Origin of the sequence: Kosakonia sp. MH5 (assembly GCF_009935945.1) — a bacterium.
GTDB lineage: Bacteria > Pseudomonadota > Gammaproteobacteria > Enterobacterales > Enterobacteriaceae > Kosakonia > Kosakonia radicincitans.
The window spans coordinates 59,683-74,902 of the sequence record NZ_QODH01000014.1; the positions used below are offsets into that span (position 1 = coordinate 59,683).

Below are 15,220 nucleotides of genomic sequence, written 5' to 3' on the forward strand. Positions count from 1 at the left end.
TCCCAGAATTAAGGCGTTTTTGGGGGTGAGTATGTGCGAACTGCTCGGTATGAGCGCCAATGTGCCGACCGATATCTGTTTTAGTTTTACCGGGCTTGTCCAGCGCGGTGGTGGAACCGGGCCGCATAAAGACGGCTGGGGCATCACTTTTTATGAGGGCAAGGGCTGTCGCACGTTCAAGGATCCGCAACCGAGTTTTAACTCCCCGATCGCGAAGCTGGTGCAGGACTATCCGATCAAGTCCCGCTCGGTAGTGGCGCATATTCGCCAGGCTAACCGTGGCGAAGTGGCGCTGGAAAATACCCATCCGTTCACTCGTGAGCTGTGGGGCCGCAACTGGACTTACGCACACAACGGTCAACTGAGCGGCTATAAATCGCTGGAGACTGGCAATTTTCGTCCGATTGGCGAAACCGACAGCGAAAAAGCGTTCTGCTGGTTGCTGCATAAGCTTACGGAACGCTATCCGCGTACGCCGGGCAATATGACGGCGGTGTTTAAGTACATTGCCTCGCTGGCAACGCAACTGCGCGAGAAGGGCGTTTTCAACATGCTGTTATCGGACGGGCGCTACGTGATGGCGTTCTGCTCGACGAATCTGTTCTGGATCACCCGGCGTGCGCCGTTTGGTGTGGCGAAGCTGCTGGATCAGGATGTTGAAATTGATTTTCAGCGGGAAACCACACCGAACGATGTGGTTACCGTGATTGCCACCCAGCCGTTAACCGGCAACGAAACCTGGCAAAAGATTATGCCAGGCGAGTGGGCATTATTTTGCCTGGGGGAGCGCGTAGTTTGACGCCAGCTGTGGCTGAACTGCGGTGTTCAGCGGCTTGCTGACGACATAGCGACCATCCACAACCGAGACAACCGGCGGCTGGTGGGTGGTGGCAAAATAGTCGTAACCCGGCTTCAGCTGTTTCCAGAAATCCGCATAGGTCGAATATTTGTGACGCTGCATATTGGCGTCGGTCATGCGGAACGGATAGATGCTCAGCTGCACGTTCGGCTGCCCAAAGACCAGCGCGGCGGTCACAAACTGGAAGATCTCATCAATGTTCGAATCCGTCATGGCGTAGCAGCCAATCGAGACGCAGGCGCCGTGGATCATCAGGTACTTGCCTTCATAGCCGTGGGCGCGGTCATAGGTATTCGGAAAACCAATGTTGATCGCTTTGTAGAAGCGGCTGTCCGGCTTCAACTGATTACGCTGAATGGAGTAAAACCCTTCCGGGCTTTTAAAATCACCCTGGCGCTGTTTCGGGCCGAGACCGCCGGAGTAATTGCAGATTTTATAGCTGTCGAGCAGTTGGTATTGCTCGCCCATTTTGACGTAGAGATCAAGGGTGCGTTCTTCTTTGAAGATTTGGATATAAACCGGCGACCCCATTAACTGCTGCTTATATTCTTTGCTTACCGGCGTAATTGAACTGTTGCTGCCCATTAAGCCAGCGAACGAGACGCACGGGATCAGAAGCATCGCAATAAACAATGCGATTTTGCGCATACAACTTGTTTCCTTGATAAAGCGAGTACCACATTGCCAGGACGGCAAAAGATGCCCAAAATTCAGACTAATCTGTTTCGGTGCGCCCACATTAGCATTACGGCATTTTTTCGCAAGCCAGAATAGAGTTCATCTTTCACGCTTCATCTTTTTTTGGCGATATTTTCGCCATCGCGCAAATTGTGTTCTGTTTTGCGTTTCAAACACCTGGCCGTTTAGCTGGGGTTATTATGAAACTAAAACGGCAGAAGTAACCATCAAATTACCCTCTTTTCGGCGGTTTTACGCACTGGCTTCTCATTTCAATGGAATATGCTGTATACTTATCCAGTGTTCTGTGAGGGCGTACGCATGCGCAAAATCATACATGTCGATATGGATTGCTTTTTCGCGGCGGTCGAGATGCGCGATAACCCCGCCCTGCGCGACATCCCCATCGCCATTGGCGGCAGCCGCGTTAAGCGTGGCGTTATCAGCACCGCCAATTATCCGGCGCGTAAATTTGGCGTGCGCAGCGCAATGCCCACAGCGATGGCGCTGAAACTTTGTCCTCACCTTACTCTTCTGCCCGGCCGTTTTGATGCTTATAAAGAAGCGTCAAATCAGATCCGCGAGATCTTTTCCCGCTACACGACGTTGATTGAACCGCTTTCGCTGGATGAAGCCTATCTGGATGTTACCGACAGCCCGCACTGCCACGGTTCGGCAACGCTGATGGCGCAGGAGATCCGTCAGACTATTTTTAATGAAACACAACTGACGGCTTCGGCGGGCGTGGCGCCGGTGAAGTTTCTCGCCAAAATTGCCTCCGATCTCAATAAACCCAACGGCCAGTACGTGATTACGCCAGCGGACGTTCCGCAATTTCTCCGCACGCTGCCGCTAAGCAAGATCCCGGGCGTCGGCAAAGTGTCGGCGGCAAAACTGGAGACGCTGGGGCTGCGCACCTGTGAAGATGTTCAGCGCAGCGATCTGGCGATGTTGCTTAAACGCTTTGGTAAATTTGGCCGTATTTTGTGGGAGCGCAGCCAGGGGATTGATGAGCGGGAAATCAGTAGTGAGCGGTTACGTAAATCGGTCGGCGTGGAGCGCACGCTGGCAGACGATATTCACCACTGGGAAGAGTGCGAAGCGATTATTGAGCATTTATACCCGGAGCTGGAGCGACGGCTGGCAAAAGTGAAGCCGGATTTGCTGATTGCCCGCCAGGGCGTAAAGCTGAAGTTTAATGATTTTCAGCTCACCACCCAGGAACATGTCTGGCCACGCTTAAATAAAGAGGATCTACTGATAACGGCGCGGAAAACGTGGGATGAGCGTCGCGGCGGGCGCGGTGTGCGGCTGGTAGGGCTGCATGTGACGTTACTGGATCCGCAACTGGAGCGGCAACTGGTGCTGGGGTTATAAATGAATGTCCGCGCCGGGTGGCGCGGACAGCGGGCTTATTTTGCCGGAATCGCTTTCAGCAGCTCGGTCAGCAGCGTCCAGTAGTGGCCCACGCTTTCGATATGCACTTGCTCATCCGGAGAGTGCGGGCCAGTGATGGTTGGCCCAATGGAGACCATGTCCATGTTCGGGTACGGTTTTTTGAACAGACCGCACTCCAGACCTGCGTGGATCACCTGAATGTTCGGCGTTTTGTTGAACAAACGCTGATAAGTCTCACGCACCAGCGCCATTACCGGCGAATGCGCGTCTGGCTGCCAGCCTGGGTAGCCGCCTTTCGGCGCCGTTTTCGCGCCAGCCAGCGCGCCCAGCGATTCCAGCATGCTCACCACGTAATCTTTACCGCTATCGACCAGCGAACGGATCAGGCAGATGATTTCCGCGCTGTCGTCCTGCAGGGTAACCACGCCGACGTTCAGCGAGGTTTCAACCACGCCTTTTGCCACGTCGGAGTTACGAATGACGCCGTTTGGCGTGGCGTTCAGCAGGCGAACAAACGTGTCGCGGGAAGCGGTGGTCAGTGCGGCTTTATCGCTGCTTGCGCTTTCCAGCAGCACCACCAGGTTCTTCTCTTTCATCTCCAGCTCGTTTTTCAGGATTGCCTGGTACGTGCTGGCCAGCGTTTTGAGCTGCGCGGCGTTAGCGGCCGGAACAGCAACTACGGCAATTGCTTCGCGCGGGATCGCATTGCGCAGGGTGCCGCCGGTAAAATCAAGCAGACGCAGATCCAGTTCCGCCGCGTGTCCGGCCAGGAAGCGCGCCAGCAGTTTGTTAGCGTTGCCCAGACCGACATGAATTTCTGCGCCGGAGTGGCCGCCTTTCAGGCCTTTCAGCGTCAGTTTGAAGGTTTCATAACCGGCCGGTACGGCTTCGCGGGTCAGCGGCAGGGTGGTGATAAAATCGATCCCGCCCGCGCAGCCCATGTAAATTTCACCCTCTTCTTCAGAGTCGGTGTTAATCAGAATGTCTGCCTGCAGCCAGTTGGCCTGCAAACCAAACGCGCCGTCCATACCCGCTTCTTCGGTCATGGTCAGCAGCACTTCCAGCGGGCCGTGTTGCACGGTGGAATCGGCCAGCACGGCCAGCGCAGAGGCCATACCGATGCCGTTATCCGCGCCGAGCGTGGTGCCGCGCGCTTTAACCCATTCACCATCGATATAAGGGCGAATCGGATCGGTGGTGAAGTCGTGAACGGTGTCGTTATTTTTTTGCGGCACCATGTCCAGGTGCGCCTGCAATACGACCGGTTTGCGATTTTCCATGCCGGCGGTGGCCGGCTTGCGGATCAGGATGTTGCCCACCTGGTCGCGCTCTGCGTGGAGACCTTTTTCCTTCGCCCAGCCCATAATATGTTCGGCGAGTTGTTCTTCATGGTAGGACGGGTGCGGAATAGAACAGATTTTGGCAAAAATATCCCACAGCGGCTGTGGCGATAGTTGAGACAGTTCAGACACGATGAGTCTCCTTACAAAGAGCCTGCGAAACTTACCTTGCAGGTCACTGGGTTAAATAAACAGGCATCGCAAGAGCGCCTTGCGAGATGGCGTTGAGAATAACACTTTCTTGCCAGACTGCGAGCCTGTAAACGTGGAAAAAGCGCCGCTAATGCCGGGTAATACTGGTTTTTAGTGCCGCAGATCTCTATAATCTCGCGCAACCTATTTTCCCCTGGAATACTTTTTAAGCCGTAAAACACGGGCTGGGACACTTCACATGAGCGAAAAATACGTCGTCACCTGGGACATGTTGCAGATTCACGCACGCAAACTGGCCGCCCGACTGATGCCTTCAGAACAATGGAAAGGCATTATCGCCGTAAGCCGCGGCGGTCTGGTACCGGGCGCATTACTGGCGCGTGAGTTGGGCATTCGTCATGTTGATACCGTTTGCATTTCCAGCTACGACCACGATAACCAGCGCGAATTGAAAGTGCTGAAACGTGCGGAAGGCGATGGTGAAGGCTTTATCGTGATTGACGATCTGGTCGATACCGGCGGTACAGCGGTGGCAATTCGTGAAATGTATCCGAAAGCGCACTTCGTCACCATCTTCGCCAAACCGGCAGGTCGTCCGCTGGTTGACGATTATGTTATTGATATCCCGCAGGATACCTGGATTGAACAGCCGTGGGATATGGGCGTGGTTTTTGTTCCGCCTATCAGTGGCCGCTAATCCCCCCGCACGTTCTGCTAACGCCCGGTTCTACCGGGCGTTGTTCATTTTGTAGCACCTCAGGTTACAATAACCTCCAGTGATAGATACATGGAGGCTGCGCGATGTCACAAGCCAATCTTAGCGAAACCCTGTTCAAACCCCGTTTCAAGCATCCGGAAACATCAACACTGGTACGTCGGTTCAACGCTGGCACGCAGCCGCAGGTCCTATCAACGCTGGATGGTAAAAACGTCCCGCACTGGTATCGCATGCTCAACCGCTTAATGTGGATTTGGCGCGGTATTGATGCCCGCGAGATCCTCGAAGTGCAGTCGCGCATTGTGATAAGCCAGGCCGAGCACACCGATCCGGAACTGTACGATACGGTGGTGGGTTACCGCAGCGGTAACTGGATCTACGAATGGTCCACGCAGGCGATGCTCTGGCAGCAAAAGGCGATGCAGGAGCAGGACGCGACGCAGAGCGGTCGCCACTGGCTGCATGCCTCCAGCCTGTACAGCCTGGCGGCTTATCCGCACATCAAAGGCGATGTTCTGGCCGAGCAGGCGCAGGCGCTGGCGAATCGCGCCTATGAAGAGGCGGCGCAGCGTCTGCCTGGGGCGCTCAAAGAGATGCAGTTCAGCATTCCGGGCGGTTCGCCGGTGACCGGCTTTTTGCATATGCCGCCAGGCGACGGCCCTTTCCCGACGGTATTAATGTGTGGTGGGCTGGATGGCCTGCAAATCGATTACTACACCCTCTATGAGCGTTACTTCGCTCCGCAGGGGATGGCGATGTTGACGCTGGATATGCCTTCTGTCGGCTTTTCGTCGAAATGGAAATTAACCCAGGATTCGAGCCTGCTGCATCAGCATGTTTTGAAAGCGCTGCCGAATATTCCGTGGGTCGATCATACGCGAGTAGCGGCGTTTGGCTTCCGTTTTGGCGCAAACGTGGCGGTACGCCTGGCTTATCTGGAAGCGCCGCGCCTGAAAGCGGTGGCGTGTCTGGGGCCGGTGGTGCATTCGCTGCTTAACGAGCCGTTACGCCAGGGGCGGGTGCCGGAAATGTATCTTGATGTGCTGGCCAGCCGTCTGGGGATGCATGATGCTTCCGATGAGGCGCTGCGCGTTGAGTTGAACCGCTACTCCCTGAAAACTCAGGGCCTGCTCGGACGGCGTTGTCCAACGCCGATGCTTTCCGGCTTCTGGCAAAACGATCCGTTCAGCCCGGAAGAGGAGTCGCGTTTAATCAGTACGTCATCGAGTGAGGGCAAACTGTTGGAGATCCCCTTCAATCCGGTCTATCGCAATTTTGATAAGGCGTTGGAGCAAATAACCGGTTGGATCAACCATCATTTCCGTTAATAGATTGATAAATTCTATTGATTTGGTAAAACAGTTGCTTCACAAAAGGAGATCGCAATGACGTTACCGAGTGGACATCCGAAAAGCAGACTGGTTAAAAAATTTACTGCGCTTGGGCCTTATATCCGCGAAGAGCAGTGCGAAGATAACCGCTTTTTCTTTGATTGCCTGGCTGTTTGCGTCAACGTAAAACCAGCGCCGGAGAAACGCGAGTTTTGGGGATGGTGGATGGAAATGGAAGCGCAGGAAACACGTTTTACCTATCGTTATCAGTTTGGTCTGTTTGATAAAGAAGGGCACTGGAAGCCGACGGCAATTAAAGACCAGGAAGTGGTCGATCGCCTCGAACAGACGCTACGTGATTTCCACGAACGGGCGCGTACGATGCTGGCGTCCTTAGAGCTGAAGCTGGAACCTGCCGATAATTTCAAAGAGTCGTTGAAACTCACCGCGTAAATTCCCCCCCCTGAATAAAAAAAGCCCGATCGCCTTTCACGTATCGGGTTTCTGGCACTGGCCAGCTTGTAACCTGAATCAGGTTAAAGAAATGCCCTCAGCCGAGGGCATTAATATAACGAGGGTGTTGCGGGTTCAAAAACTTAGAACTGGTAGGTTACGGCAACGGCTACGATATCGTCGCTGCTGATGCCCAGTTTGTTGTCATCTTTGATCTGGTTGATTTTGTAATCCACCATCGCAGAGATGTTTTTGTTGAAGTAGTAAGTTGCGCCAACGTCGATGTAGTTAACCAGATCTTCGTCGCCGATACCGTTTTCGATGTCTTTCCCTTTGGTCAGCACATAGCCCAGGGACGGACGCAGACCGAAGTCGAACTGGTACTGGATCACCGCTTCAAAGTCCTGCGCTTTATTCGCAAAACCGGTGCTGGAAGAGATCGGCGTCATGTTGTAAGACACGCCGTACATGGTGGCGATGTACAGGTTGTTCGCGTCATATTTCACGCCAGTTGCCCAGGCTTCTGCTTTCTCGCCGCGGCCCAGCGCCAGAGAAGTATTCTGTGCGTTAGTACGGTCAGAGTTGGCATAAGCGCCGATCAGCGTAACCGGGCTGCCGCCGAAATCGTACGCCAGAGAAGTACCCCAGCCGTCACCGTTCTGTTTGATGACGCTGCTGCGGCCGTTTTCGTTTTTACCCTGGTATTGCAGGGACATATCCAGACCGTCAACCAGACCGAAGAAGTCGGTGTTGCGGTAAGTTGCAACGCCCGTGGTGCGTTTGGTCATGAAGTTATCGGTACGGGCCAGACCGTCGCCGCCGAATTCCGGGAACATATCGGTTACGGCAGCCACGTCGTACAGCACGCCCAGGTTACGACCGTAGTCGACAGAACCAAAGTCTTTCATTTTCAGGCCAGCAAACGCCAGACGGGTTTTCTGACCAGAGGTGGCTTCGTCGTTGTTACCGGCAAATTCGGCTTCCCAACGACCATAACCGGTCAGTTGATCGTTAATCTGCGTTTCGCCTTTGAAACCGAAACGAACATAAGTTTTATCACCGTCGTTGCTGGTATCGTCGCTGAAGTAGTGCATGGCTTTCACTTTGCCGTACACATCCAGCTTGTTGCCGTTCTTGTTATAAACTTCCGCTGCGTGAACGGATGCAGAAGCGACAACGCTCATTACCATTAATGCCAGAGTGCTCTTTTTCATTTTGATTCCTGATTTAACTAACGCGCTAATATTCGCTGGGCATATGCCCCGTGAAAAACAGGAAGGGTTTTATCGCTCTGAAATTAAATATTTATGACAAATTGAGAATAATTTTAAAAAGTTGTGTTTTAGTGTGTTTGCAATAAAAACGTCAAAATTTACCGTTACGCTTGCTGATCCCGCGCAACAAAAAAGTGGCCTGATTGCACTGACGGTTGGCAATCGCCGCGACTCCTGTTACAACGTCTGACGACTATCGATATTTCTTATTTTTTCTTAAAAACGGCAGAGAATCATGAGTGACAGCCAGACGCTGGTGGTAAAACTCGGCACCAGTGTTTTAACGGGCGGTTCCCGCCGCCTGAACCGCGCCCATATTGTGGAACTGGTGCGCCAGTGCGCGCAGCAGCACGCCGCCGGGCATCGTATTGTAATTGTGACTTCCGGGGCGATTGCCGCCGGGCGCGAACACCTGGGCTACCCGGAATTACCAGCCACCATCGCTTCGAAACAGTTGCTGGCGGCGGTCGGGCAGAGCCGTTTGATTCAGTTATGGGAACAGCTGTTTTCTATTTACGGTATTCACGTCGGGCAGATGTTGCTGACCCGCGCGGATATGGAAGACAGAGAGCGCTTCCTTAACGCTCGCGACACGCTGCGTGCGCTGCTTGATAACAATATCGTGCCGGTGATTAACGAGAATGACGCGGTCGCGACGGCGGAAATCAAAGTCGGCGACAACGATAACCTTTCTGCGCTGGCAGCGATTCTGGCCGGTGCGGATAAACTGCTGCTGCTGACCGATCAGCAGGGGCTGTTCACTGCGGATCCGCGTAACAACCCGGATGCGGAACTGATTACAGATGTTTACGGTATCGATGATGCCCTGCGCGCGATTGCGGGCGATAGCGTTTCTGGCCTTGGCACTGGCGGAATGGGCACCAAATTGCAGGCTGCCGATGTCGCCTGCCGCGCCGGGATCGACACTATTATCGCCGCAGGCAGCAAACCGGGCGTGATTGGCGATGTGATGGAGGGGATCTCCGTGGGAACGCGTTTCCACGCGCAAGCTTCGCCGCTGGAAAACCGCAAACGCTGGATCTTCGGCGCGCCGCCAGCGGGTGAGATCGCCGTTGATGAAGGAGCTACCGCCGCGATCCTTGAACGTGGCAGTTCACTGTTGCCGAAAGGCATTAAAAGCGTGACAGGCAACTTCTCCCGTGGTGAAGTGATCCGCATCTGTAATTTGCAGGGGCGCGATATTGCCCATGGCGTTACCCGCTATAACAGCGATGCGCTGCGCCGTATTGCCGGGCATCACTCGCAGCAAATCGATGCCATTCTGGGCTATGAATATGGCCCTGTCGCCGTTCACCGCGACGACATGATTACCCGTTAAGGAGCAGAAGTATGCTGGAACAAATGGGCATTGCTGCGAAAGCAGCATCATACAAACTGGCATTGCTCTCCAGCCGCGAGAAAAATCGCGTGCTGGAAAAAATCGCCGATTATCTGGAAGCGCAGTCGCAAGAGATCCTGCTGGCGAATGAACAGGATCTGCTGGAAGCCCGCCGTAACGGCCTGAGCGAAGCGATGCTCGACCGTCTGGCGCTGAACCCGGCGCGCTTAAAAGGGATCGCCGACGATGTTCGTCAGGTTTGCAAACTGGCCGATCCGGTCGGCCAGGTGATCGACGGCGGTTTGCTGGACAGCGGCCTGCGCATTGAGCGCCGTCGCGTCCCGCTGGGCGTTATCGGCGTGATTTATGAAGCGCGCCCGAACGTGACCGTTGATGTGGCTTCGCTGTGCCTGAAAACCGGTAATGCGGCAATCCTGCGCGGTGGCAAAGAAACCTGGCGCACCAATGCGGCCACGGTAAAAGTGATTCAACAGGCGCTGGAAGAGTGCGGCCTGCCTGCCGGTGCGGTACAGGCGATTGAAAGCCCGGAGCGCGAACTGGTCAATCAAATGCTGCGCATGGATAAATACATCGACATGCTGATTCCGCGCGGCGGCGCTGGCCTGCACAAGCTGTGCCGCGAGCAGTCAACGATCCCGGTCATCACCGGTGGTATTGGCGTCTGTCATATCGTGGTGGATGAGTCTGCCGAGATCGAACCGGCGCTGAAGGTGATCGTCAATGCCAAAACGCAGCGCCCAAGCACCTGCAACACCGTCGAAACCCTGCTGGTGCATCAGGGGATTGCCGCGACTTTCCTGCCTGCGCTGAGCAAACAGATGGCGGAAAGCGGCGTGACGCTCCACGCCGATGAACAGGCGCTGGTGCTGCTGAAAAACGGCCCGGCAAAAGTGGAAGCAGTGAAAGCGGAGCAGTACGACGACGAGTTTCTGTCGCTGGATCTGAATGTGAAAATCGTGGCCGATCTCGATGCGGCTATCGATCATATTCGCCAGCACGGCACACAGCACTCCGACGCGATCCTGACCCGTTCGCTGCGCAATGCGGATCGCTTTATCAATGAAGTGGATTCTTCGGCGGTGTATGTGAACGCCTCCACGCGCTTTACCGATGGTGGTCAGTTTGGCCTTGGCGCGGAAGTGGCTGTCAGCACGCAGAAACTGCACGCGCGCGGCCCGATGGGCTTAGAAGCGCTGACCACTTATAAGTGGATTGGTTTTGGCGACAATACCGTTCGCGCATAAATAAAACGGGCGGTACATCAGAATGGGATGTACCGCCCGTTGGTTATTTCTGGTTCTGACTCTTTCTGCGCGCCTGCAAATTCCTCTCGCGAATAACTTCAACAATCGGCCTGTTTACAGGCGCGAAGCCTTACATTTTATAGCGCCGGATGGCATCCATAAGCTCGTTTGCCTGCTGCAACAGCCCTGAAGCGGTGCTTTTGGACTCTTCCGTCAATTGCACGTTACGCTGCACGGTGGTTTCGAGTTGCGTCACTGCTTTGCTGATTTCATTGATGCCTTTGGTTTGTTCCTCTGTCGCCAGGCTGATTTCAGCAATCATGGTGGTTACTGAGGAGACGCTACCGACGATTTTTTGCATCGTCGTACTGGTATTATCTACTTGCTGTACGCCAGAGGCGACGCTGCTTACCGTGGTATCGATGAGGTTGCTGATCTCTTTCGCCGCCTCTGCGCTACGGCTGGCCAACTGCCGCACTTCATTGGCGACAACGGCAAATCCACGCCCCTGTTCGCCAGCGCGCGCCGCTTCTACCGAGGCATTGAGCGCCAGGATGTTCGTCTGGAAAGCGATACCGTTGATAACGCTGGTAATCACGCTAATTTGCGACGATGCGGCTTCAATCTCTTTCATTGTCTTAATGAGATAATGAACAGAATCAATGCCTTGCTGTGCGTCACTTGCCGCGTCAACGGCGGCCGTATTCGCCTCGCGAGAGGTGGCCGACGAGTGGGCTACGTTGGCAGAGATCTCCTCAAGCGATACTGACGTCTGTTGCAGGCTGGCAGCAGACTCTTCCGTGCGCAGAGCCAGGTCATCGTTTCGTGATGACATTTCTATCGCCGCAGCGCGTACCTGCCCGCTATTGTTGCGGATGCTGGTCATCGCTTCGACCAGTTTGTCGGTGAAGCCGTTGAAGGCTATGGCGATTTGTGCGATTTCATCTTTGCCGTGTACCGGTAAACGTTGCGTCAGATCGCCTTTATCGGAAGAGAAGAACTCGTCCATCGCTTCACGGATCTTAATCAGGGGCGCAACGCTCTTCTGCGTAATGTAGCCGACGGTCAGCACAGATAAACAGATCAGGACAAGCAGCGAAATGGCTGATGTTTGCAGTAAGGTATTCATCCCGCTTCTGACTTCGTTTTTATCAATCGCTACAACGATATACCACGCCGTACCTTTAATCGGGCGAGCCAGCAGATAGGCATCTGCCCCGGAAATGCTTGCTTCAACTGGAGTAGCGGAAGCGAGTAGTTTGGATAAATTAAGATTCGGGCTGACAGAACTTAGCTGCTTCATGGTGAGATCATCATTGGGATGCGCAATGATTTGCCCTTGCGCATCGATAAGCATGCCAAAACTGCGTGGCGTTGGATGTATCGCCCGGACATTTTTAATAATTTCATCCATCGCAATATCGCCTTCGATTACCGCTTGCAATGCATTATTGTTGAAAGCAGGCGTGGCGATAGTCATCGTCAAACGTCGGGAAGAAATATCCTGATAAGGCTCAGTAATGATGGTTGTTCTGGCATTGTTAGCCTCGATATACCATGGCCGGCTGGTAGGATCATATCCTTCAGGAATACCTGAAGGGTCGGAAGATAAAACATGCTTGTCAGTAAATGCAATGTCGACATTTAAGAAGTTTCCGGCTGCGGCAACTTGCTTAAGCAGTGCTACCGGGTCCGGGTGATTAACGTAAGGTGTAAGATTTGATATTTGCGCAATTCGCGTGGTAACCCACTGTTCTATTGTTGTAGTGTTACTTTCCGCTAAGGAAGTCAGGGTTGAGTTGATGGACTTTGTCGTCGCATTATTACTGATAAAATAGTTAATTGCGGTGTTCAAAGAAAGTGATAGCACCAGAATTGCGACCACGATAAATAATATTCGATTCCGAAAAGATGAGAGCATAAAGCGTCCTTGTGTCTCGAGGAATACAACTAAGCGTAATGGTGTAATAACCCATATATAATACTTTACTCAATCAGCAAAGGAAGACTTCATATAGGTTGAATACAGCGCTTTTATGTGGCTAATCATGCTGATGAATAAAAAGAAATGTAGAAATAAGGGGATACCGTCTTAACCTATTTAAATGTTTTATGGGATTCTACTTAATATATAAGAATGTAGTGAATTAAGAGAATTATCTTTACTTAAACAACGGCTTTAAATGAAATGATACATATAATAGATGAGCAATATTTATAATAAACTCACGAATAATTTGCGTAAATTATATAAATATATCTGTTCATACTTTTAGTTCATTTAACCTGGCTAAGACAGGGTCGCGATGACGGTACACAGAAACGGTGCGAGTGCTGGAAATGCCAGCAATCTACCTGCGACAGCACGCTCCACCGCGCACAAATGAAGCAGGGTGGTGCAAAAGTAGCCGTTTGATTCCCAAGGGCATTGACGCATCACTCGCTTAGTTTTAACCTTCTACTCCGTGATTCACATTCGTGAACGCATCGCAGGGCCGATATAGCTCAGTTGGTAGAGCAGCGCATTCGTAATGCGAAGGTCGTAGGTTCGACTCCTATTATCGGCACCATTTCAAACTCTTCTCAGATCTACCTGTAAGCATCCCTGCAAACCGGCCCATTCACTTTTAGCGATCTTCCGGCATACAGATTATCTCCTCCTGAGGAGATCACCATGCGTAAAGCCCGATTCACCAGACATCAGTTCATTGCCGTTCTGAAGTCTGTTGAAGCCGAACGTACCGTTAAGGATGTCTGCCGTGAAACCGGGAAAGCTAACGCAGAATGCTTTTATCGAACGGTTTAACCGGACGTACCGGACAGAAATTCTGAATTTTTATCTGTTCAGAACCCTGAATGAAGCGCGGGAAATCACGGAAAGCTGGCTGGCGGAACGATAACAGCGAACGGCTTATGAACCCCTGAATAACCTGACGCCGGAAGAGTACCGGCTGATGGCTGAACCCCTGGAAACCTCAAAAAGTGCGTGGAACTAAAACGGGTGTGCTTACAGGGAATGAACGAAAAGGAATTAATTTTGAAAGCAATGGCAGTGAGATAGAAAAAAAAGAAATTGAAGGTGCAGAAGCCGCTGTTGGAATGATGAATGAGATCATAGATTCTGGTTGTTTTCTGTTCTCACGACCGGGCGGGGTCAGTCCAGTATAAAAAACTGACGTTGTTGTTTCATGACCGAGCTCGGTGTGACGCCAAATGCTTTACGGAATGCATGGCTGAAATGAGTAAAATCAGAGAATCCGTACTCAAGCGCCGCCTCAGATACGCTGCGCACTCGCCCCTGTTCAAGTGCATCACGGCTGGCCTGAAGTCGCTCTTGCCAGATAACGGCTGCTGGCGTTTTCTGATGGCGGGCAAAGGTCCGGGTAACGGTACGCACGGATACGTGATGAGCGACAGCAATATTCTCTACGCTAAGCTCAGAGTTAGTCAGATTTCTGCTGATATAACTTCTCATTTTTGCGTATAAATCGCGTTCTGAAGCCGCTGTATTATGATCCTGCAACTCCAGGCTCAGAATCAGTAGATCCAGCATCGTTTGTGAAAAGCGACTGGCCACAGCCGGATTACTCATCAGCACAGGCGTTTGAGCTGCCTGGCTAATCATCTCACGCAGCGGAATAATACCCGGACGGGTATCATCAAGAATAGTGGCGGTCAGGGTCTCGCTGGCGGGGACTTTTCCTGCGAGCAAATGCCGGGGTATTCGTATGAGATGGTTATTTTCGCCCCCCAGACTGAAGCGAAACGTTTGTGCCGCATCATAAAGAACTAAATCATTGGACGACAGACATGCTTTTCGTCCTCCCTGTTCCAGTTGTCCATATCCTCCCCGAAAATAACCGAGCCATAAATCGTCGTCCGGTCCTGTTCTCAGATGGCGTGGTTTTCTCTCCCAGTGGTGAAGCGTTGAAGTGAGAGTGCATACATCCACCAGCCCCACTTCTCTTACGGCAAGTTCTCCGTCAAAACTGCCATCAGCGAGCGGTTTACCATCCGAAGGAATGCAGTGACGAAGAATAACATCATTCCAGTATTCGAAACGGTGATGCGCTGAAACATGCTCGGTGGAATAGCGTATATCCCGGGAAGTGGAATGACTGTTCACGGCGACACCTCATAGCAGAATGAATTATTTCAAACTGAAAGCAATATTTGCGCCATGACAATTTTGAGAGATATTTCATGGGTAATGGATATATTCAGATGTGTTAAACGTGAGGCGGTGCACTATTAACGGGCAAAGCTGCACTGTTTTATTTCATCACGACTCCCCCGCAATGATAAATATCGATGTGTCCTTCCTGACCATGCGAATGTCCGGTTGAGCCAGGTATCCCGTAGTTTTCTCCCTGAGTATCAGTAGGGAATTTACCCATCGCTGAAACTCTATA

The 15,220-nt window shown here is 52.5% G+C and carries 14 protein-coding genes, 1 tRNA gene and 1 pseudogene; 11 read left to right on the forward strand and 5 right to left on the reverse strand.

The window, feature by feature from the left end; translation table 11 throughout:
* The first annotated feature begins 31 nt into the window (after window positions 1-31).
* On the forward strand, window positions 32-799 hold the full coding sequence (locus tag DK872_RS24570) for a class II glutamine amidotransferase (RefSeq protein WP_007373313.1): 768 nt from the start codon (window positions 32-34) through the stop codon (window positions 797-799).
* Here DK872_RS24570 and dpaA read toward each other — a convergent pair.
* Complete coding sequence (gene dpaA / locus DK872_RS24575) at window positions 770-1,507, reverse strand: peptidoglycan meso-diaminopimelic acid protein amidase (RefSeq protein ID WP_007373314.1); 738 nt, start codon at window positions 1,505-1,507, stop codon at window positions 770-772. The genes DK872_RS24570 and dpaA overlap by 30 nt on opposite strands.
* Before the next feature lie 351 nt (window positions 1,508-1,858).
* Between dpaA and dinB the strand changes: the two genes are divergently transcribed.
* Complete coding sequence (gene dinB / locus DK872_RS24580) at window positions 1,859-2,914, forward strand: DNA polymerase IV (protein ID WP_035889509.1); 1,056 nt, start codon at window positions 1,859-1,861, stop codon at window positions 2,912-2,914.
* A 35-nt stretch (window positions 2,915-2,949) separates the two neighbouring features.
* Here dinB and pepD read toward each other — a convergent pair whose 3' ends face one another.
* Window positions 2,950-4,407, reverse strand: a complete 1,458-nt coding sequence (gene pepD, locus DK872_RS24585) for a cytosol nonspecific dipeptidase (protein ID WP_043954830.1) — start codon at window positions 4,405-4,407, stop codon at window positions 2,950-2,952.
* Window positions 4,408-4,666: 259 nt separating this feature from the next.
* Here pepD and gpt point away from each other — a divergent pair, with 259 nt between their 5' ends.
* The 3 genes from gpt (at window position 4,667) to crl (ending at window position 6,930) form a co-directional block, all read left to right on the forward strand.
* Window positions 4,667-5,125, forward strand: a complete 459-nt coding sequence (gene gpt / locus DK872_RS24590) for a xanthine phosphoribosyltransferase (RefSeq protein WP_003863205.1) — start codon at window positions 4,667-4,669, stop codon at window positions 5,123-5,125.
* A gap of 104 nt (window positions 5,126-5,229) precedes the next feature.
* Window positions 5,230-6,474: an esterase FrsA gene (frsA, locus tag DK872_RS24595; RefSeq protein ID WP_035889463.1), complete on the forward strand. Its 1,245-nt coding sequence runs from the start codon at window positions 5,230-5,232 to the stop codon at window positions 6,472-6,474.
* A 57-nt stretch (window positions 6,475-6,531) separates the two neighbouring features.
* Window positions 6,532-6,930, forward strand: a complete 399-nt coding sequence (gene crl / locus DK872_RS24600) for a sigma factor-binding protein Crl (protein ID WP_007373318.1) — start codon at window positions 6,532-6,534, stop codon at window positions 6,928-6,930.
* A 143-nt stretch (window positions 6,931-7,073) separates the two neighbouring features.
* On the opposite strand, the gene phoE is transcribed toward crl, so the two are convergent.
* Entirely contained in the window at window positions 7,074-8,144 is a 1,071-nt protein-coding gene (phoE, locus tag DK872_RS24605; protein WP_007373319.1) for a phosphoporin PhoE, read from the reverse strand.
* A 295-nt stretch (window positions 8,145-8,439) separates the two neighbouring features.
* Here phoE and proB point away from each other — a divergent pair, with 295 nt between their 5' ends.
* Complete coding sequence (gene proB / locus DK872_RS24610) at window positions 8,440-9,543, forward strand: glutamate 5-kinase (protein WP_007373321.1); 1,104 nt, start codon at window positions 8,440-8,442, stop codon at window positions 9,541-9,543.
* Window positions 9,544-9,554: 11 nt separating this feature from the next.
* On the forward strand, window positions 9,555-10,808 hold the full coding sequence (proA, locus tag DK872_RS24615; RefSeq protein ID WP_007373322.1) for a glutamate-5-semialdehyde dehydrogenase: 1,254 nt from the start codon (window positions 9,555-9,557) through the stop codon (window positions 10,806-10,808).
* A gap of 130 nt (window positions 10,809-10,938) precedes the next feature.
* Here the strand turns inward: proA and DK872_RS24620 are convergent, their stop codons facing one another.
* Entirely contained in the window at window positions 10,939-12,729 is a 1,791-nt protein-coding gene (locus DK872_RS24620; protein ID WP_035943173.1) for a methyl-accepting chemotaxis protein, read from the reverse strand.
* Window positions 12,730-13,302: 573 nt separating this feature from the next.
* Between DK872_RS24620 and DK872_RS24625 the strand changes: the two genes are divergently transcribed.
* The 4 genes and pseudogenes from DK872_RS24625 to DK872_RS24635 all read left to right on the forward strand — a co-directional run bounded on the left by DK872_RS24625 (window position 13,303) and on the right by DK872_RS24635 (window position 13,976).
* Window positions 13,303-13,378 (forward strand) — tRNA-Thr (locus DK872_RS24625).
* Between the two features lie 104 nt (window positions 13,379-13,482).
* Window positions 13,483-13,614 (forward strand): transposase, encoded by a 132-nt coding sequence (locus tag DK872_RS27685; RefSeq protein WP_227136066.1) that lies wholly within the window; start codon window positions 13,483-13,485, stop codon window positions 13,612-13,614.
* Window positions 13,568-13,804 (forward strand): annotated as a pseudogene (locus tag DK872_RS24630) (transposase); the annotation flags it as partial. The gene DK872_RS27685 and the pseudogene DK872_RS24630, both read left to right, overlap by 47 nt.
* Window positions 13,791-13,976 carry a hypothetical protein gene (locus tag DK872_RS24635; protein ID WP_139201273.1) on the forward strand — a complete coding sequence of 62 codons (186 nt, stop codon included), beginning with the start codon at window positions 13,791-13,793 and terminating at the stop codon, window positions 13,974-13,976. The pseudogene DK872_RS24630 and the gene DK872_RS24635, both read left to right, overlap by 14 nt.
* Here DK872_RS24635 and DK872_RS24640 read toward each other — a convergent pair.
* Window positions 13,963-14,934: a helix-turn-helix domain-containing protein gene (locus DK872_RS24640; RefSeq protein ID WP_161518929.1), complete on the reverse strand. Its 972-nt coding sequence runs from the start codon at window positions 14,932-14,934 to the stop codon at window positions 13,963-13,965. The genes DK872_RS24635 and DK872_RS24640 overlap by 14 nt on opposite strands.
* Between the last annotated feature and the right edge of the window lie 286 nt (window positions 14,935-15,220).

What these genes read in the sequence shown, in the direction of transcription:
- DK872_RS24570 (WP_007373313.1), top strand. Translation starts at nt 32, where the DNA reads ATGTGCGAACTGCTCGGTATGAGCGCCAATGTGCCGACCGATATCTGT.
- dpaA (WP_007373314.1), bottom strand. Translation starts at nt 1,507, where the DNA reads ATGCGCAAAATCGCATTGTTTATTGCGATGCTTCTGATCCCGTGCGTC.
- dinB (WP_035889509.1), top strand. Translation starts at nt 1,859, where the DNA reads ATGCGCAAAATCATACATGTCGATATGGATTGCTTTTTCGCGGCGGTC.
- gpt (WP_003863205.1), top strand. Translation starts at nt 4,667, where the DNA reads ATGAGCGAAAAATACGTCGTCACCTGGGACATGTTGCAGATTCACGCA.
- frsA (WP_035889463.1), top strand. Translation starts at nt 5,230, where the DNA reads ATGTCACAAGCCAATCTTAGCGAAACCCTGTTCAAACCCCGTTTCAAG.
- crl (WP_007373318.1), top strand. Translation starts at nt 6,532, where the DNA reads ATGACGTTACCGAGTGGACATCCGAAAAGCAGACTGGTTAAAAAATTT.
- phoE (WP_007373319.1), bottom strand. Translation starts at nt 8,144, where the DNA reads ATGAAAAAGAGCACTCTGGCATTAATGGTAATGAGCGTTGTCGCTTCT.
- proB (WP_007373321.1), top strand. Translation starts at nt 8,440, where the DNA reads ATGAGTGACAGCCAGACGCTGGTGGTAAAACTCGGCACCAGTGTTTTA.
- proA (WP_007373322.1), top strand. Translation starts at nt 9,555, where the DNA reads ATGCTGGAACAAATGGGCATTGCTGCGAAAGCAGCATCATACAAACTG.
- DK872_RS24620 (WP_035943173.1), bottom strand. Translation starts at nt 12,729, where the DNA reads ATGCTCTCATCTTTTCGGAATCGAATATTATTTATCGTGGTCGCAATT.
- DK872_RS27685 (WP_227136066.1), top strand. Translation starts at nt 13,483, where the DNA reads ATGCGTAAAGCCCGATTCACCAGACATCAGTTCATTGCCGTTCTGAAG.